We start from the raw sequence: 17538 nt of genomic DNA on the forward strand, positions 1-17538 counted from the left end.
GGTTAGTCCTCGAAGGAACTCGTGATGGTGCCGTCCTCGGAGAGTTCGATGACGCCGTCGAAGAGGTCCCGGAACGCCGCGACCGTCTCCTCGTCGTGAACCTCGTCGGCGAGGTGGAACATCCCGACAGCGTCGTACTCGTCTAGCAGGTCGAGGATGTCCTCAACGGCTGACAGCGCGCCCGCCTCGTCGGCGTAGTAGATGAGTTCCGTCAGCGAGTCGAAGGTCACGCGGAGTTTCCCGTCGTGGTCCTGCAGGAACGTCTCGGTCTCCGAGACGATGCCGGACAGGTCATCCGGCGCGGAGACGTACCGAACGCCCTCGGAGCGGCGGCGGGTGTAGCCCCGTTCGACCGACAGCGTATCGAGGATAGTCGCCTTCGACTCGTCGACCTCGTAGTACTCCAGTTTCTGCTTGACCTCCCGGGCGGTGGTCCGGGTCGAGATGACGAGCATCGAGTCCGTGTCGGTCGCAAGGAAGTCCGTGTCCAGTCGGTCCGTCTCGCCGGTACTCGGGTGCAGGAGCAGTATCCCTGTGCCACCCGGAACAGTCTCCGGCGCGTTGTCGATAGCCAGCGTATACTCCATATGCACATCAACGAGAGTGGAACCCAATTAAGTGTGCGGGTCACGGTCAGAATACGCTGTCCGCCGTCGCAGCCCCGACGACGCTGAAGATAGCACCGACGGTGATGGCTTTCAGCGTCGTCAGGGTGACGGCCATCGGCGTCGGGTCCGGCAGAATCCCACCGTTGACCAGGAACGTGTCCGGCGCAGTAAACGCCACCGCAAGAATTGCGACGGAGCCAAACGCCACAATCATCAGCGAGACGAACCGGACCGGGATGCCGGCCACCTCCGCCTCAGTGTCCACGTCACGGTCGGCGTCGGCCTTGTACAGCGCCCCGTAACCGATAGCGAACACGATACCGACGACGAGTACCGCGTGATACCAGGACATATTCTCGGCCAGCACCCACACTTCCTCGGTCACGACGAACGGTCCCGCGAGCAGGAACCCGCCGACGAGTTGCTGGGCGGTGTCCGCGACCCGGTATCGGCGTCGGCCCATACCGGGTTGCTGTCCCGTCAACACGAAAGTCTCCCGGTCCGCGACTGTCCAAAGGACCGACACCCGGCCGTCGCGGGGTGGGTCACAGCTGACGGTCTCGTTTCAATTGGAAGAGAAATACGCCACCGTCTCCGGGTTTCCAAGTGAAGCAGGGGGGTGGAGTAGCTGTGAGGGGGCGGAAAATCGCGACATCATCGGCTGATTCAGGCAGCGAATAAAAACGTTTCGTCCACGACCGACGGGTCGAGCGGGCGGCGACGGCTTACGTCGTCCGGAAGGCCCGGTCACCGGCGTCGCCGAGCCCCGGGACGATGAACCCGTCCTCGTCGAGTTCATCGTCGATAGCGACGCTGATGATGTCGGCGTCCGGCTGGGCCTCCGAGACGCGGACGATTCCCTCGGGCGCGGAGACTGCGGCCAGAACGAGCAGGTTCTCCGGCTCCGTCTTCTCCGAGGTGATGTAGTCCAGTACCGTGGCCATCGTCGACCCGGTCGCAAGCATCGGGTCCGCGATGATGACGGTGTCGTCTTCGGTGATTTCGGGCAGTTTGACGTACTCGACGGAGATTGGGAACTCGCCGTCGTCGTTCATCCCGGCTTCCTCGTCACGGCTGGCTGAGATAACGCCCTGTCTGGCGCGGGGGAAGGCTTTGAGCAGTCCCTCGACGAACGGCGTCGCCGCGCGGAGGACGTTGACGATAACCACGTCGTCGAGTCCTTTGACGCGTTCGCCCATCGTCGTGGTCAGCGGCGTCTGGACTTCCGTGTATTCGGTCTCCATCCGACCGTCGATGATCTCGTAGCCACAGATACGGCCGAGGCGGACCAGTCCCTTCCGGAACGCGACCTGTTCGGTCTCGACGTTTCGTATCCGAGTCAGTTCGTCTCGCGCCAGCGCGTGCGTGACGACAGAGGCGTCGCCGCGCTGTTCGATTGGCATATCGTGCCCGTTGACCCCCGATGGGTTAAACGGTTCTCACTCACACTTCCGGCTGTAACTATTGTAAGATGTTCGCGGTGTCGAAGTTCGGTACAGACTGACAGCCAACAGTATCAGGCCGGCTCGGGCGTGCCCGCCTGCGTCGCGGGGTCGCCGCCGCGCTGGCGGTTCTTGGCCATGAGGAAGAGGAACAACGCGAGGCCGACGCCGCGGAGTACGATGTCGAGCAACACCGTCATCTCGCCACCGGCGATGCCGACCAGGCCGAGGATGTCGTACGCTCCCGACACCGCGAGGCCGGGGGCCATCAGAAGCAGCGAACTGAACGCGAACGCCCCGCGTTCGCCACGGGAGACCGGTGCGTACGCGAACCCGATGACTGTCGCGGCCAGCGCGACAACGCCGAGGAAGACGCCGATCACGGGTATCAGTATCTCGGGAATCGCGTAGCCGACATCGAGGAAGTCCGCAGCCCCGACGACCCGGTATTTGTCCCCGACATCAAGACTGGCGGCGTCAGGGTTGCGCCGGAGCAGGATGATGCCCGGCGTGACGATAAACGCGAACGGGACGATTGCCTTGTTGAGCGACAGCGAGAACGCCTCGATACCGGTTTCGAAGGCGTCGGACTTCGCAACGCCGGAGGCGGCGTAGGCGGCCACCGCGACCGGCGGCGTGATGTCGGCGATGACGCCGAAATAGAGGATGAACAGGTGCGCCGCAAGCAGCGGGACGCCGAACTCGGTCAGCGCCGGTGCGAGCAGGGAGACGAGGATGATGTAGGTCACCGTCGTCGGCATCCCCATCCCGAGGATAATCGAGGAGAACGCGGTGACGAGCAACAGCAGGACCAGCGAGCCGCCGGCGACGGCCGTGATGAGCGAGACAAGGTTCGGGCCGAGACCGGAGACGCTGATGACACCCGGAATGATGCCGGCGGCGGCGACGGCGATGACGACCGGGACCGCGGTTCTGGCCCCGCTCTCCATCGACTTCCCGACGAAGACACCGAGCCTGTACAGCCCGTTCGAGGCCAGGTCCGGGCGGCCAACGGCGTCAGCGGTCGTTTCGGCGGTGTCATCGACGGCATTGTCGAACGACAGCAGCGGCGAGTCGAGTCGCGGTTTGGTGACAAGCGTGAGAACGCCGGAGAGGATTGTCAGCGTCCCGAGTTCGCCGACTGTGGCCGAGAACGCGGCCATAACCGACTGGCTCCCGGTTCCGTCGCCGGCCAGCGTCCCTATGACGCCGGCCCCGAACAGGAACTGCGACAGCAGCGTCGCGCCGAACAGCACGCCGAGAATCGCTCCGAGTCTGGCACGCGTCTCGTCGCCGTAGGCCGCGACGAGCGTGATGAGCGCCCCGATTGCGATGAGCGTAAACCACGCCGAGCGGGCGACAGATAGCCGCTCGATGATGAGGTAGTACAGCAGCAGTCCGAGCGGGACGAGGTAGAACCAGCCGCTACGGAAATGGCTCCGAAGGTCGACCAGTTCGGAGGAGTCGAGGCCGCCGATGTTCTCCTTGACCGCCTCGAAGTGGACCATCACCCAGACGCCGAAGAAGAAGACGATGGCGGGGATCGTCGCGACGACGATGACATCGGCGAACGGCGTCGCTGTGTACTGGACGATGAGGAATGCGGCGGCCCCCATCACCGGCGGGAGGATCTGACCGCCCGAGGAGGCAGACGCCTCGACACCGCCGGAGAACTCCGGCGAGTAGCCCGACCGCTTCATCAGCGGGATGGTGAACGCGCCGGTCGTCACCGTGTTCGCAATGGAGGACCCGGAGATGGTTCCCATAAAGCCGCTTGCGAGAATGGACGCCTTCGCCGGGCCACCCTTCCGAGTGCCCGTCGCGCCGTACGCGAGGTCGATGAACCACTGCCCCGCGCCGGACATCTCCAGAAACGCGCCAAAGAGGATGAAGATGTAGATGAACTGCACGGAGACGGTGACCGGAATTCCGAACACCCCGTTTTCCGTGTTGTACCAGAGGTTCTGGATGATAGAGGGCCAGGACAGTTCCGGGATGGAGAGTACGCCGACGTAGGCGGCGTCCTGTGGAATGAGGACGCCGAACCGAGCGTAAACGATGAACACGGCGACGATGACCATCAGCCAGAGGCTGATGGCCCGGCGGGTCGCTTCGAGGACGAGCAAGACACCGACCACGCCCAGCACGAACGCGTAGGAGGTGTCAGCGAGCGGCCCGAGCAGGCCCGCTATCGGCTCCAAGAAGGTGAATACGTCTTGGATGGGACGGCCACGCTCAAGGCCAAGTGCGCGCATGCGCTGTATCTCATCGAAGTCAGTGATGAAATACGCAGCCGATAGCGCCGACAGGGCCATGAAGACGAAATCCGAGGGCGTCACACGGTCCATCTCGGCGTCGAGGAACGCCCAGGCAAGGGCGCTCCCGATAGCGTGAACGACGCGAGACAGCGGATGCTCCGGGCCGAGTTTCTCCTCGACTAGCGATCCGAGCGCGATACAGCGCCGGGAGAGCGGCCCATCGCCGGTGCTGCCGGGATACAGCAAGAACGTCAGAATGAGGCCGAAGGAGACGTGGACAGCGTTGATCTGGAGCAGTTGCAGTGACGCGAACACGACGTCACCGACGCCGGGAAGCGAAATCGAGAGGACGAACCCTTTCGCCGCGAGCCACATCTGAAACACCGAAAACGAGATGCCGATGAGCGCGACGAGGACAACCGCCCAGCCAGTGAGCGAGCGTTTCCGCTCGATCTCCTGCAGTACTTCATCGACTTCCTCGTCCGATACGGCCTCCCCGCCGTCGTCAGATCGTGTGTTGTCAGTCATGTGTTGAGCCGGTCTGTCGCGGCACCGAACGACGAGCGCTGGGCCACATAGAGGTGGACCGAGTGGCCGTTGGTGCGGGCTACCAAGTCGTAGGTTTCGCCTCCGACGTGAAGGTTATGTCCTGCAACATCACCGGGAGAGACTGTCACACGCGTGTAGTTCCCCGGCGGGTCAAAAACATACATTCCGTCTTGCCGCGTGACGTTGGCCCCGCTCGGGAGTCCCCAGCCGAACGATTCGAACTCCATGCGGGTCATCTCAAGATGGTCGCCACGGACTGTGTACTCGTCGTAGACGCGCGTTTTTTCGACGCTGTGCATGTACTCCAGCGCCACCGTCGTTCCGTCCTCGACCGGGACCGTCAGATACTGCTCACCGGTCTCAGTGTCTTCGACGACTAGTGCACGCCCGCCGGGAAGCGCCGCTACAGTCCCGATGAGGAGGAGGGCAACGAGCACCGTGATTGCAACATATCGTCGTCTCATTCCGGTTGCTGGATAGTCGAAGACGGGTAGTAAACAATACGGATGGTGTCAGTCAGCGGCGTTACGCGTCGAAGTAGGCCGCTGCGCCAGGGTGGAGTTCGATGGACATCCCGTCCTGTGCGGAGTCCTTGCTGATGAAGTCCGTCTTGATGGACAGGTCGTCGACGTTGTCGAAGATGGCGGCAGTGACGCTCTCGACCGTCTGTTCGGGCTGTTCAGCGTTCGTTGCGATCATCGCCTGGACGGCGATTGTTTCGACAGCCTCGTCGACGCCGGTGTAGGTGCCGGCAGGGATAGTGTCGTTAGCGAACCACGATGCGTCTTCCTTGGCCGCGTCGCGGTTGTCGCCGGAGATCGGGACAATGACGAGGTCGTTGGTGTTCGCGAGGTCCTCGATAGCGCCGACCGGCCAGCCGCCGACGACGAACGCGGCGTCGATGTCGCCGTTCCGGAGCTGGTCGGCGGCCTGGGAGAACGAGGCGTTCTGCTCGGTGAAATCGGAGATGCCAACGGACTCCAGAATCTGGAGGGCGTTGACCTGGGTCCCGCTCCCGAGGTCGCCGGTGTTGATCGTCGCCCCTTCGAGGTCGGAGAGCTGCGTAATGCCCGTGTCCGCGAGAGTGACGACCGTGATTGTCTCGGGGTACAGTGTCGCAACGCCCTGAAGATTCTCGACGGCGTTGTCCTGGAACGCATCGATCCCAGTGCCGTTTTTCGCGAACGACGCGATGTCGTTCTGAATGAGCGCGAAGTCAGCGTCACCGCTAGCGAGGCTGCCGACGTTCTCGACGCTCGCACCGGTCGACTGGACGTTCAGCGTGAAGTCCGTGTTCTCCTCGACGACCGTCTTGAACTCGTTCGAGAGCGGGAAGTAGGTCCCACCGGTGCCGCCGGCATGCCAGGAGAGGCGGGTCTCCATGTCGCCGCCGTCGCCGCCGTCACCGTCTGTCTCGGTCATGCCGCCGTCGCCGCCGTCGCCTTCGGTCTCGGTCATGCCGCCGTCGCCACCGTCGCCGCCATCGCCGCCACCGCCACAGCCAGCGAGTGCCGCGACGCCTGCAACGCCTGCTGTCTTGAGGAACCGCCTACGCGTGGAGTTGTTAGTCATACGTATGTCTACGTTGCACGGGGTATTCAAGAATGTTAGCTAGTATACAGTCGTTATTTGACTATATTGTGCGATAGCGTGTGACAGTGTTATTCGCTGGACGGGAGGCGGCTGAGAAAAGACGGCCAGTCGAGATATCCCATCTCACAGTAATTTCAGCGTTAATTATGTTTCAACAGATACCTGCCACGTCAGGAGCCGTTACGCGGACGTCTCGATGCCGAGTTCGTCGAGCAGCGTGCGGGCGGCTTCCGCCGAGGACGGCGGGCCACGAGCCGTGATGAGGTCACCGTCGACGGTGATGCTGGTGTCGGCGTCGAGTTCGGCGTCCCAGTCCGCGCCAGCCGCCTTCACCTCGTCTTCGACCCAGTACGGGAGCTTCCGGCCGTCGGGGAGCAGGTCGTTCTCGTCGACGATGCCCTCCTCCCAGGCGTTCGGGAAGCCGGTGACCGAACGGCCGTCGACGAGGAACTCGCCGTCGCTGTCGCGAGTAAAGGCCAGAATCCCGACCGTGTGACAGACGACGAGGGCCTTCCCGTCGTCGCCGGCGACGCTCTCGCGAAGCAGTTCACGGGCGTGCGTGTCTTGGGTGATATCCCACTCAGCGCCGTGACCACCGGGGAACACAACAGTGTCGTAGTCGTCGGCATCGGCCTGTGCCAGCGGAATCGGGTTGTTCAGGCGCTCGTCAGTCTCGTGGACCTCACGAACGTGTTCCGAGAGGTCTTCGCCGACTTCGTCGGGGTCGACGGAGCGTTCGTCAAGTACCGGCGGCTCGCCGGTCGGTGTCGCCACCGTGATATCCAGACCGGCGTCTGAGAGGGTCGTCAGTGGCTCGATACATTCTTCGCCCCAGTACCCGTATTCGCTTACGACGAATAGTGCGGATGACATCAGACTCCTATTCGCGTGCAATCCTTATAAGCGGCCGTTCGGTGTTGAGCGAAGCGAGCAGGCAGGTCGCTTCGCAGGTCTCTGGACGCACCGCGTTGTTGTCGAAGGGCGGCAATGACCGCGCCGGGCGAATATCGACCACACCGTTACAGCGGAAACGTTTAACCCCACTGAGCAGCAATTCGGTGTGTATAGATGGACAGCCCATTACAGCAGGTTCCGCGGCTGTCATAGACCGATCTATTATACCATGGCAGACATCGAAGAGAGCGTTTCAGGATTCAAGACGAAAGGTGGCTGGGTCGACATCGTCGAACACGGCGAGCGCATCACGCAAGCGCTGAAAGACATCGCTTCGAGCGAAGCCGTCGACGAAGACGCCCTCAGTGAGTTCGACGAGTGGCGACCGAAGAGCCACGAGCGACTTGACGAGGACGTCAACGAGAAAACCGCTGACCAGGCGAGTGTCGACGAGGGCAAGGGCGAACAGGCCGGCAAGGGACCGGACGAAGACCTCCAGACCGCCGGCGAGAAGCTCAGCGAGTCCTACGAGAACCTCGACGAACCGAACGAGGCGATGGAGCGCTGGAGCGAGTCCGTCGACTACGTGGCCCGCGCGGCCGACTCGGCCAGCCGGAAGGCCCTGCGGAAGGTGGAAGACACCGTCTACCGCAACGTGATGACACAGATCGCGCCATACTATTTCGACAACGACCTCATCAGCGCGAACCTTCGCCGCGTCGGCGACGAGGACCGCCCAGAGTACGTCTTCGAGGTCAACGTCAACGACGACGATCTGAAGATGCGCGTCTCGAACAAGCTCGCCGACTTCGAGCAGGCCGTCGACCGCTGGCACGTCGACACAGAGAAAGTCACCGAGGCTGTCGAGGCCGCGGAGGGCGTGGATGCGACGGAGCCGGGCGAGGAGACCGATGCGAAGACGAACTAAGCTCGCCGCCATGCGAGCGGCAGTGATTTTGCGTCCGGGAGACAGGACGGGCAAGGCGCGAGCGTAGCCGCACAGGCGCTTAGATAGCGTCGTCGGGGTCGTGGGCCTCGGCCATCCGCGTCGCTTCGGCCGCGTACTGCGCCTGCAGGTCCGGGTCGTCGACGGACCCGAGGTTGTCCGGGTCGGCGTCGACGGCGGCCGTGGTCTCCCGGACATCCGAAAAGGAAGTCAGCGCGCGCTCCTTGCGGAAGTACTGCTCGCCGTCGGGCGTCGCGTACGTGAGGATGATGAGGTTCTGCTCGTCGTCGGAGTAGGTTCGTTCGACCAGCCAGACGCGGACCGTCTTGTCAGTGGCGGACATACGGGACCGAACCACGCGCTGGCACCTGAACGTTTGGCCGTCCCGCCTGCGTCAGCGTCGGTAGTCACGGTCGTGACGGGTGCGCGAACGGTAGGCTCATTGCAGGCCGGGGCAAACGCCGTCACAGATGGTCGCGACGAGTACGATTGTGACGCTTGTTATCGCGTCAGCCGCAAGTCTGTTCATGGCCTGGGCCATCGGTGCTGGGTCGTCCGGGTCCACGCCGTTCGCGCCGGCCGTCGGCGCGAACGCGATTTCAGTGATGCGGGCCGGGTTTTTCGTGGGCATCCTCGGGCTGGCCGGCGCAGTCCTGCAGGGGGCCAACGTCACAGAAGCCGTCGGGAGCGAACTCGTGCTGTTCCCGAGTGGCGGCGGCCTGTCGGCTATCGCCGCTATCGTCGCGCTGCTGACCGCGGCAGTACTGGTCGCCGTCGGCATCTTCACCGGCTATCCCATCGCGACAGCGTTTACCGTCACCGGCGCGGTTGTCGGCGTCGGGCTGGCGATAGGGGGCCAGCCGGCGACGGCCAAGTACGTCGAAATCGTCTCGCTGTGGGTCCTGACGCCTTTCGTCGGCGGCGGTATCGCCTTCGGGACGGCGTGGTCGCTCCGGCACGAGGCCACCACCGAGGAGCGGCTCGTCCCGCTGCTGGCCGGGCTGGTCGGTGTGATTCTGGCGAACATCGAGTTTGTCCTCCTCGCGCCGGGTAGCGAGCAGACGTCGGTAGCCCGCGCCGTCGCACGGGCGGCCGGCACGCCGATACTGCCGTCGATGGTCGTCGTAACGCTCCTTATCGGCGTGCTCGCAGGGGGTCTGCTGTACCTCGACATCCGGGCGGATGCCGCCGCCGGACAGCGCCACTTCCTGCTGGTGATGGGTGGTCTCGTAGCCTTCTCCGCTGGCGGAAGCCAGGTCGGGCTGGCGCTGGGGCCGTTGGTGCCCCTGCTCGGCGATGGGCCGACGGCGGCTATCCCCATCACCGGCGTCCTGCTGTTCGGCGGCCTCGGCCTCCTCGTCGGCTCGTGGACGGGCGCGCCACGGATGATAAAGGCGCTGGCACAGGACTACTCTTCGCTCGGGCCACGGCGCTCTATCGGCGCGTTGATTCCGAGCTTCATCATCGCGCAGGCGGCCGTCTTCTTCGGCATTCCCGTGTCGTTCAACGAGATAATTGTCTCCGCTATCGTCGGCTCCGGCGCGGCCGCCGGCGGCGGCGAAGTCAGTCGGGAGAAGATGGGCAAGACGGTGCTGGCCTGGGTCGGGTCGCTGGCGCTGGCGTTCGCGCTGAGCTACGGGCTCTTCTGGATCATCGACACGGCGCTGTGAGCCGGTCAGCGGCCCCAGACGTAGCGACTCACAGCTTCGTTGATGCGGGTCGAGAGCCGCCCCATCCAGGCCTCGGGCGAGACGCGCTCGATGTCCCGCTGGTCGACCTCAATTCGGTCGTCACCGAAGGGGTCGTGAGGTTTCTCCCCCTCGGTTTCGTCGACAGCGTCAACGACGACGGTCATTGAGCAGCGACCGCAGGCTTCGGTATCTTTACCCATGATTGTTAGTGAGTAATTGAAACGCCAGCATCAAAAACCTGCCGCGGCGGTCGTGTGCGGCCCGTGAGCGACCGTCGACTGACCGACGGGCTTAAGACGCCGACACGGCATCGGCATGGTATGAGCTACCGCGGCATGGGATCGGTTCGAATTAAACGCCCACGCGACTCGGCACGATGAGCGAGAAATCCGAATCCGGGTCGGTCGACGAACCGCCGGAGTACGGTGCGGACGACTGGGAAGACCCCATCACCGGTGCGGTCCCGAAGTCGGAGCTGCCCGACGAAATCGTCGAGGAGGTCCCACACTGGACGGACGATCCGTATTTCGACCGGGTGAGCGACCGCCTGATGTACAACTACACGCTGGAGCGAGACCACCGGCTCCGGGGCGAGCGCTGGGACCTCTACGGCGAGATGCGGGTCCTCAATCAGAAGCAGTTCTTCCACCCGGCGCTGTCCTACGGCGACCACGAGTCCGAAGAGTACGTCTACGCCCGCCGCGTCGACCGGCCCACGGTCGGCGAGCTGAAGCGCCTGGTCGAACTGGGCCACGACCTGGCCGACGAGCGCGTGAACGCCAACGAGGAGCACTACCGAACCGACTTCACGTTCGTCCTCGTCGCCGACGAACTGCCCGAAGAAGTCCGGGCGTTCGTCGAGGGGCAGCGCGAGCGCACGCTGTTGAAGTTCGGCTATTACGGCCACTACGAGGTGAATCTGGGCGTCGTCGTTCCGGACGAGCAGGTGGCCGTCGCCGGCGAGGCCGCCGACGTGCTTGAGGCCTTCATCCTCTGGGAGGACGTGACCCAGCCCGAGGAAGGGGTGCTGTCGCGGATCGCCAAGCGGTTTTGGCAATGATGCCGACCCGGCGGGGCTTCGTCGTCGCCTGTACGGCCGCGCTGACCGGCTGTAGTGTCCTGCCCGAAGAGAGCGAGCCGATAGAGGCCAGCGCGGCCGCGCCGGCGGTACTCCCTGAATCCAGCGGCTACTCACTCGTTGTCGAGGACAGCTCCACCGTCGAAACGACGGTGACCGTCGACTTCTCCGGCGACGTGCAGTTGACCTCGCGCCAGGACGTGGTCGCGACGGTGTTCCGGCGCGTCTACGAATCGCCGAGCGGGGCGCTGTTTGGCCTCCTGACCGCCCCGGCCGTGCGGGTCGTCGACCAGCCTGAAGTCGTCCGTGACCCGCTGACGGCGGTCGAGGACGCCCGCGTCGTCTCGCTTGCGACCGACGCCGAGGTCGACGCCGTTTCGGAGTGGGCCGAACGCGGGTCGGCGACGCTTCTCGGGACCGAAACGACGCGGATGACAGCGACGGCGATGGTCGACGGCAGCGAGCGGACGCTCGTTCGGGCCCGGGTCCGTGCCGATGAAGACGCGGTGACCGGGATAGCAACTGCCCCAGATGGCAATGGGGCACCGTTCGGCGCGGTCACGCGGAGCGCGTAGCTGTCGCTGTCAGTGCAAGAAAACGGAAAAGCAGTCGCCGTGTCAGTCGTCGCCCGGCTCAACCGCGCCGGCGCGACCACGGTCACGGACCGTACTGATGTTGTCGTAGCCTTTCTTGACCAGCGCCAGCGCGAGACCGATGAGGACCAGCGCCAGCACCATCTGAACGGTCGAGGAGGCGATCGCCGCAGTGCCCTCGGCACCGCCCTGGATGAGGTTCTGGTAGAGGTTGCTGTAGAACGCCAGCCAGGACAGCCCCAGGATGGTGATAGTCGTCATAATCGCCATCGGCACGCCCGTGGAGTACAGCTGCTTGCTGTCGTCCCAGTTGGCGAGCCAGACGGTCGCAGTGAGCAGCGCCAGCGCGGCCAGCAGCTGGTTCGCGCCGCCGAACAGGGCCCACAGGGTGAGCCACTCGCCGGAGATGACCATCAGATAGGCCGGGATGGCCTGGACGAGCGGATTCGTGTAGCGGCCACGACCGATCTCGCCGAGGGTCGAACGGATGCCGCCGCCGACGTTGAAGCCGGAAGCCGTCTCGCCCGCCCGAAGCCCGACGATTTCCTCCATCATGTAGCGACCGAGTCGGACGGCCGTGTCAGTCGAGGTCAGCAGGAAGCTCACCAGCACGAGCGCCATGAACGGCGCGCCGAAGCTCTGTGGGACGCCGAGGCTGGTGAAGATGATGCCGCCACCCGTCGCAAAGTTCGGCAGCGCAGCACCGATGCCACCGGCGGGGTCGGCGAAGCCGGCCACGGCGAGCGTCGACAGCGCGACGGCGGCCAGCAGCCCCTCGCCGAGCATCCCGCCGTAGCCGATGAGGCGGGCGTCGGTCTCCTTGTTCAACTGCTTGGCTGTCGTCCCGGAGGACACCAGCGAGTGGAAACCACTGATGGTCCCGCAGGCGATGGTGATGAACAGCAGCGGGAACAGCGGCGCGAGGCCCGCGCCCTCGACACCCCAGAAGCCGTTGAACGCGCCCATCGAGTCCGCGATGACCAGCGAGCCGCTCTCGGTAGCAGCCGTGCCGAAGATCGTGCCGACGATGACGGCTACCAGCGAGCCGCCGACGCCGGCGTACAGCAGGAACGACGACAGGTAGTCACGCGGCTGGAGCAGCACCCACACCGGGAGCGCGCTCGCGATGCCCGCGTACACCATGATTATCGGCACCCACGCCGCACGGTTGGGGTTCATCGCCGTCGCAGAGGAGCCGGGTATCCACTGCCCGCTGCCGAGGTTCAGCACGTCCGCGAGAACGAGCGTGCCTGCGGGGTAGCTCGCGTCACCGACAGCCGGGAACAGCGCGAACGGGTACTGGATGCCCGCGTACACGCCGGCGAACACCAGGGCCACGAACACGACGGTCCCGGGAAGGAACGGCCCGTTCAGCTGGTAGAGGTACACCCCCAGCAGGAACGCCAGCGCGATGTAGACGAAGCTCGCGGTGGTCACCTGCGGGAACGCGTCGAACACGATGGCGACCACCAGCGCGAACACCGCGACGACGAGGATGATGGTGAGGAAGGCGAACCACAGCAGCATGTTCTTGCCTCCCTCCCCGATGTACTCACCGATGATGTAGCCGATGGACTTCCCCTCGTGTCTGAGTGAGCCAGACAGCGAGACGAAGTCGTGGACGCTGCCCATCAGCGGGTTGCCGATAGCAATCCACAGAAGTGCGGGAACCCACCCCCACACGGCGCCTGCTGTAATCGGTCCCACAATCGGTGCCCCACCCGCAATACTGGAGTAGTGGTGGCCGAGCAACACCGGCTTCTTCGACGGGACGTACTCCTGCCCGTCCTCGTATTTGTGCGCCGGTGTCTCGTTGTCGTCGTCGAGTTCGAGGAACCGTGCGAGGTACTTCGAATACCCCAGATACCCCACGCTGAACGTCAGCAGTACTGCCAGAACGATCCAGATTACCTGTGTCATGTGTATGCATGAATGGTAACCAACATCAAGCTATTAATAGTTATTATATATTTCTTATACTTCTCAAGTCCATCAGAATCCGCTCGGCCGCACTATATCAACCCGTAGACAAAACCTGTATCCGATTACTTATCGGTCATGCGCAGCCCGCACACGAGCGGCGGCCGATCGCTCAGACGAACGTCGGCGCTTCGGCGTTCGTCTCGACGTCGAGTTCGGCGGCGACGTCTTCGAGCAGGTCGCCTTTCACCTCCGCCGTGCGGGTCGTAATTTCCGCGACCAGCGGCGGGGCGAGCGTCTCGCGGACCTCGCGGAGCCGCTCGTTCTCGGTGGCGACGCGGTCCCGGAGATACCGGGCCCCGCGGCCGTTCTCGTCGGGGTCCGGCTCGGGCGTGAGCTTGTTCGCGACGAGGCCCCGGACCGAGAGGTCCCGCTCCCGCATCTCGTCGATGGCGCGTCGCGTCTCGTTGACCGAGAGTTGGTCAGGGTTGAGCACGAGGAAGAAGGCGGCGTCGGCCTGGAGCGCGCCGCCGGCGAACTCGAAGAACTCCTTGCGGTCCTGCAGGCGGGCCAGCACCGGGTCCCCGTCCATCACGCGCCGGGGCTCGTTGTTTCCGATGGCGGCCTTCTCGAAGAGGTCGATGCTCTTCTCGCGTTTGTGCATCAGGCGGTCTATCCACCCTTCGAGGAACTCCGGCAGGCCGAGCAAGCGGAGCGTGCTACCGGTCGGCGAGGTGTCGAAGACCACCCGGTCGTACGGGTCGGCGTTGCGCATCACGTCGACGAAGCGGTCGAACAGCGCCGACTCGTAGGCTCCGGGGGTCTGGTGGGCCATCTCCAGCTGCTGGTTTATCTCGTTGACCATCGCCGCCGACACCTGCTCCGAGAGGTCGTTGCGGATGCTGTCGAGGTGGCGCTGGCTCTCGGTCTCGGGGTCTATCTCCATCGCGTCGAGGCCGTCGATACCCTCGACGGGTTCCGGATCGTCGCTGAACGACTGGTCGAACACGTCGGTGACGGAGTGAGCCGGGTCCGTCGAGACCACCAGCGTGTCCAGCCCCGCCCGCGCGGACTTGACGCCGTAGGCACAGGAGACGGTGGTCTTGCCGACCCCGCCCTTGCCGCCGAAGAAGACGAACGGCTCCATCAGAAGTGGTACTGCTGGCCCTTGCGTTCGATGTACGACCCGCGGTCCCACAGCCGCCGCTCCCAGGCCTCGAAGGTATCTTCGAGGTAGGGCAGCAGTTCGGCGGTGTAGTACGACACCGGCGACGGGATGCCGAAGGCGTCGGGGAAACAGGCCAACATAAACGCGTCCTCGATGTCTTCGGCCTCCTTCTCGATTTTTTCGTAGGCCGGGTGCGTTATCATGCCGTGGTACAGTCCGCGCGCCCACTCCCGCAACGTCCGGCGAAAGCGCTCAATTCGGTCGGCCAGTTCCATCGTGGGTCATGTGTGCGAGAGGCACAGAGTAAAAGCTGTCGCAGTTACCCGTCGATAGTGCCAACGCGCCGGAGCGGGACAGCGGTCGTGTTCGGCCACCGGAAACGAGGCGCGACTTGAAGGGAGCCGGCCCACAACGGAGGGTATGCACGACACCATTCCCGTCACGATTCTCTCGGGGAGCCTCGGGGCCGGGAAGACGACGCTGCTGAACCACCTGCTGACAGAAGCCGGCGACCGCGATATCGCCGTCCTCGTCAACGACATGGGGACGGTCAACGTCGACGCCGAACTCATCGCGGAGGGGTCAGAACTGGACGTGGACGACGGCGTCGCGGAGCTGTCGAACGGCTGTATCTGCTGTGAACTGCAGGACGACCTCGAAACCGCGGTCGTCCGGCTGGCGAACGACCGGGACTTCGACGCGCTCGTCGTCGAGTCCTCCGGCATCTCCGAGCCGGCTCCTGTGGCGCGGCTGTTTACCACCGAGTCGCGAGTGGCCGCACTCTACCGGGTCGACACGCTCGTGACGGTGCTGGACACCAGGCTGTTCCTCGACGCCTTCGCCGGCGAGACGCCCGAGCGCCGAGGGGCCGTAGAGGCGAGCGCCGACGAGGACGGCGACGACGCGGCGGCCGCCGACGCCGACCGCCCGCTCTCGGATTTGATGGTCGAACAGGTCGAACTCTCGAACGTCGTCCTGTTGAACAAGGCGGACCTCTGTTCCGACGCGGAACTCGACGAGGCCGAGGAGCTGGTGCGGGCGCTCCAGCCCGACGCCGAGACGGTCCGCACGACCTTCTCACAGGTCGACCCCGACCGGCTGTTCGACCGCGGGCTGTTCGACCAGCACGAAATCAACGACCTGCCGGGCTGGAAGCGAGCGCTGGCCGAGGCCGGGCACAGCCACGGCGGGGACGGCCACGATGGCGAGGGCGATGTGGACGACACCGGCCACCACGACCACCACCACCCCGAGGATGTGTACGGCGTCACCTCCTTCACCTACCGCCGCCGCCGGCCGTTCCACCCCGAGCGGCTCGCCGAGGCGCTGCGGGACCTGCCGGCGAGCGTCGTCCGCTCGAAGGGGACCGTCTGGCTGGCGGGCACCGACTGCCGCGTCGTCGTCGGGCAGGCCGGCCCGTCGATACGGGCGGAGGCCCAGGGGCCCTGGATTGCGAGCCTCCCCGAAGTCGAGCAGGACATGTACCGCTCGAACCGGCCGAACCTAGACTGGCACGACGAGCACGGCGACCGCCGGACGGAACTGGTGTTCATCGGGACGGAGTACGACGAGGACGCCATCCGGGCGGCGCTCGACGACGCGCTGGTCACGGACGAGGAGTGGACGGACGGCGGGTCGCCGACGGGTCCGTTCCCGTCGGAACAGGGTGAGGAGACGGTGATTCGGAGCCCCTAGCAGGCACAGTCGCGGCCGGCCGCGCGCTCGAAGCGCATCTCCTCGCCGCAGTCCGGACAGACCGCCTCGCCCTCCAGGTCGACGTCTCTGATGCGAACGCCGCAGTCGTCACACCAGTACGCGCCCTTCGAGCCGTCGTCGGGGCGGGACTTCGTCTCCGACTCTGACGTGAGTGCGTCCTTGACGCTGTCGAGGATGCTCATGGTCGTATATGTAGGTTGTAGCTACTAAACGTGCCGTGGTTGTGCGCAGTCGTCTCACGGACAGCGACGAACGGGCCGGCGGGTGGCGCTGGCGGCCGGTTCAGCCCCCGGGCACGTCGGCCGCCAGTTCGTCAAGGGCCCGCTCCAGTTCGTTGCCGCGCTTCCAGGCGGCGATGCGGTCGGCGAAGGGAAGGGGCAGGTTCAGCGAGACGGTCGAACGCATCGTGAGACGGGAGCCGTTCTCCTCCGGCGTGACCGTGAGTTCGGTCTCCAGGTGGTCGAACGGGCCGACCTCACCCTCTACAGTGTACCGGAGCCCGTCGTCCCTTGATTCGAAGCGAAGCGGGACCGACATCCCCGGGCCGGCCGCGGTGACCACTGTCCCCGTGTCGGTCTCCTCGACGGCCGACACCGTGAACGTCCCCTCCGCCGCGACGACTGCCTCCGGGGAGAGGGTCCGGTGGACAGCCGGCGGCCGCGCCATCACGAACCGAGAGCGTTCGACCTCGCGCATACCAGTCCACATGCGCACCGGGGTGGTAAATCACAGGGCCAGCGGGACGGAGACGGCGAGCAACAGGACGGCGACGGCGACGCCGATGTAGAGCAGGCGCTGAAACCGGAGTTCCGGGGCTATCCGTACCCAGGGCGGCGGCGCGGTCCACACGAGCCGGTGGTACGCGACGGCGGCGACGACGACGGTCCCGGCTGTCGCAACCGCCAGCCCGGCCCACACCGGGAGCCCGTAGGCGAGGCCGTACAGCGGGCCGACCGAAAACAGCAGCAACACCGCCATCGCGGTGCAGACGAGAAACGGGACCGGGTCGACCGGGTCCCCGTCGCGGTTACGAGCGGGCATACGCTACGTTGGGACCGCCTGCCAAAGAGCTAAGGGGCGTC

The 17538-nt window shown here is 65.0% G+C and carries 20 protein-coding genes; 5 read left to right on the forward strand and 15 right to left on the reverse strand.

The genetic code is table 11. The features are described from left to right. Positions 1 to 2 precede the first annotated feature (2 nt). The 7 genes from AMS69_RS03570 to AMS69_RS03600 form a co-directional block, all read right to left on the reverse strand. Positions 3 to 587, reverse strand: coding sequence for a DUF7090 family protein (locus AMS69_RS03570; protein ID WP_053966711.1), 585 nt, complete (start codon positions 585 to 587; stop codon positions 3 to 5). A gap of 46 nt (positions 588 to 633) precedes the next feature. Beyond that, the gene (locus AMS69_RS03575; RefSeq protein WP_053966712.1) at positions 634 to 1071 is read right to left on the reverse strand and encodes a DUF2391 family protein; all 438 of its coding nucleotides are present in this window, start codon (positions 1069 to 1071) and stop codon (positions 634 to 636) included. A gap of 262 nt (positions 1072 to 1333) precedes the next feature. Next, a complete protein-coding gene (upp, locus tag AMS69_RS03580; protein ID WP_053966713.1) occupies positions 1334 to 2011 on the reverse strand; it encodes a uracil phosphoribosyltransferase in 678 nt (225 codons plus the stop codon). Between the two features lie 113 nt (positions 2012 to 2124). After that, complete coding sequence (locus AMS69_RS03585; protein ID WP_053966714.1) at positions 2125 to 4836, reverse strand: TRAP transporter permease; 2712 nt, start codon at positions 4834 to 4836, stop codon at positions 2125 to 2127. Continuing rightward, positions 4833 to 5321, reverse strand: coding sequence for a DUF1850 domain-containing protein (locus AMS69_RS03590; RefSeq protein ID WP_053966715.1), 489 nt, complete (start codon positions 5319 to 5321; stop codon positions 4833 to 4835). Before AMS69_RS03590 ends, AMS69_RS03585 begins: the two co-directional genes overlap by 4 nt. Positions 5322 to 5382: 61 nt before the next feature. Next, positions 5383 to 6429 carry a TAXI family TRAP transporter solute-binding subunit gene (locus tag AMS69_RS03595; protein WP_053966716.1) on the reverse strand — a complete coding sequence of 349 codons (1047 nt, stop codon included), beginning with the start codon at positions 6427 to 6429 and terminating at the stop codon, positions 5383 to 5385. A 201-nt stretch (positions 6430 to 6630) separates the two neighbouring features. Further along, positions 6631 to 7323, reverse strand: coding sequence for a type 1 glutamine amidotransferase domain-containing protein (locus AMS69_RS03600; protein ID WP_053966717.1), 693 nt, complete (start codon positions 7321 to 7323; stop codon positions 6631 to 6633). A 250-nt stretch (positions 7324 to 7573) separates the two neighbouring features. On the opposite strand from AMS69_RS03600, the gene AMS69_RS03605 reads away from it, so the two are divergent. Beyond that, complete coding sequence (locus tag AMS69_RS03605) at positions 7574 to 8272, forward strand: DUF5828 family protein (RefSeq protein WP_053966718.1); 699 nt, start codon at positions 7574 to 7576, stop codon at positions 8270 to 8272. A gap of 79 nt (positions 8273 to 8351) precedes the next feature. Here the strand turns inward: AMS69_RS03605 and AMS69_RS03610 are convergent, their stop codons facing one another. Continuing rightward, complete coding sequence (locus AMS69_RS03610) at positions 8352 to 8633, reverse strand: hypothetical protein (protein WP_053966719.1); 282 nt, start codon at positions 8631 to 8633, stop codon at positions 8352 to 8354. A 127-nt stretch (positions 8634 to 8760) separates the two neighbouring features. Between AMS69_RS03610 and AMS69_RS03615 the strand changes: the two genes are divergently transcribed. Beyond that, positions 8761 to 9960 (forward strand): inorganic phosphate transporter, encoded by a 1200-nt coding sequence (locus tag AMS69_RS03615; protein ID WP_053966720.1) that lies wholly within the window; start codon positions 8761 to 8763, stop codon positions 9958 to 9960. Between the two features lie 5 nt (positions 9961 to 9965). On the opposite strand, the gene AMS69_RS03620 is transcribed toward AMS69_RS03615, so the two are convergent. Next, the gene (locus AMS69_RS03620; RefSeq protein ID WP_053966721.1) at positions 9966 to 10181 is read right to left on the reverse strand and encodes a hypothetical protein; all 216 of its coding nucleotides are present in this window, start codon (positions 10179 to 10181) and stop codon (positions 9966 to 9968) included. Positions 10182 to 10357: 176 nt separating this feature from the next. On the opposite strand from AMS69_RS03620, the gene AMS69_RS03625 reads away from it, so the two are divergent. Beyond that, positions 10358 to 11041: a hypothetical protein gene (locus AMS69_RS03625; RefSeq protein ID WP_053966722.1), complete on the forward strand. Its 684-nt coding sequence runs from the start codon at positions 10358 to 10360 to the stop codon at positions 11039 to 11041. After that, positions 11038 to 11634: a DUF6517 family protein gene (locus tag AMS69_RS03630; RefSeq protein WP_053966723.1), complete on the forward strand. Its 597-nt coding sequence runs from the start codon at positions 11038 to 11040 to the stop codon at positions 11632 to 11634. The genes AMS69_RS03625 and AMS69_RS03630 overlap by 4 nt, the downstream gene beginning before the upstream one ends. A gap of 42 nt (positions 11635 to 11676) precedes the next feature. Here the strand turns inward: AMS69_RS03630 and AMS69_RS03635 are convergent, their stop codons facing one another. The 3 genes from AMS69_RS03635 to AMS69_RS03645 all read right to left on the reverse strand — a co-directional run bounded on the left by AMS69_RS03635 (position 11677) and on the right by AMS69_RS03645 (position 15015). Further along, a complete protein-coding gene (locus AMS69_RS03635) occupies positions 11677 to 13572 on the reverse strand; it encodes a carbon starvation CstA family protein (protein WP_053966724.1) in 1896 nt (631 codons plus the stop codon). A gap of 172 nt (positions 13573 to 13744) precedes the next feature. Continuing rightward, positions 13745 to 14719, reverse strand: a complete 975-nt coding sequence (locus AMS69_RS03640) for an ArsA family ATPase (protein WP_053966725.1) — start codon at positions 14717 to 14719, stop codon at positions 13745 to 13747. After that, positions 14719 to 15015: a hypothetical protein gene (locus AMS69_RS03645; protein ID WP_004959670.1), complete on the reverse strand. Its 297-nt coding sequence runs from the start codon at positions 15013 to 15015 to the stop codon at positions 14719 to 14721. Before AMS69_RS03645 ends, AMS69_RS03640 begins: the two co-directional genes overlap by 1 nt. Before the next feature lie 145 nt (positions 15016 to 15160). Here AMS69_RS03645 and AMS69_RS03650 point away from each other — a divergent pair, with 145 nt between their 5' ends. Next, complete coding sequence (locus AMS69_RS03650) at positions 15161 to 16435, forward strand: CobW family GTP-binding protein (RefSeq protein ID WP_053966726.1); 1275 nt, start codon at positions 15161 to 15163, stop codon at positions 16433 to 16435. On the opposite strand, the gene AMS69_RS03655 is transcribed toward AMS69_RS03650, so the two are convergent. From AMS69_RS03655 to AMS69_RS03665, 3 genes are all read right to left on the reverse strand, one after another. Further along, positions 16432 to 16638, reverse strand: coding sequence for a hypothetical protein (locus AMS69_RS03655; RefSeq protein ID WP_053966727.1), 207 nt, complete (start codon positions 16636 to 16638; stop codon positions 16432 to 16434). The two genes, AMS69_RS03650 and AMS69_RS03655, sit on opposite strands and share 4 nt — an antisense overlap. Before the next feature lie 100 nt (positions 16639 to 16738). After that, on the reverse strand, positions 16739 to 17152 hold the full coding sequence (locus AMS69_RS03660) for an SRPBCC family protein (protein ID WP_053966728.1): 414 nt from the start codon (positions 17150 to 17152) through the stop codon (positions 16739 to 16741). Between the two features lie 30 nt (positions 17153 to 17182). Next, the gene (locus AMS69_RS03665) at positions 17183 to 17497 is read right to left on the reverse strand and encodes a hypothetical protein (RefSeq protein ID WP_053966729.1); all 315 of its coding nucleotides are present in this window, start codon (positions 17495 to 17497) and stop codon (positions 17183 to 17185) included. Positions 17498 to 17538 lie beyond the last annotated feature (41 nt).

The organism is Haloarcula rubripromontorii, assembly GCF_001280425.1.
Classification (GTDB): Archaea; Halobacteriota; Halobacteria; order Halobacteriales; family Haloarculaceae; genus Haloarcula; species Haloarcula rubripromontorii.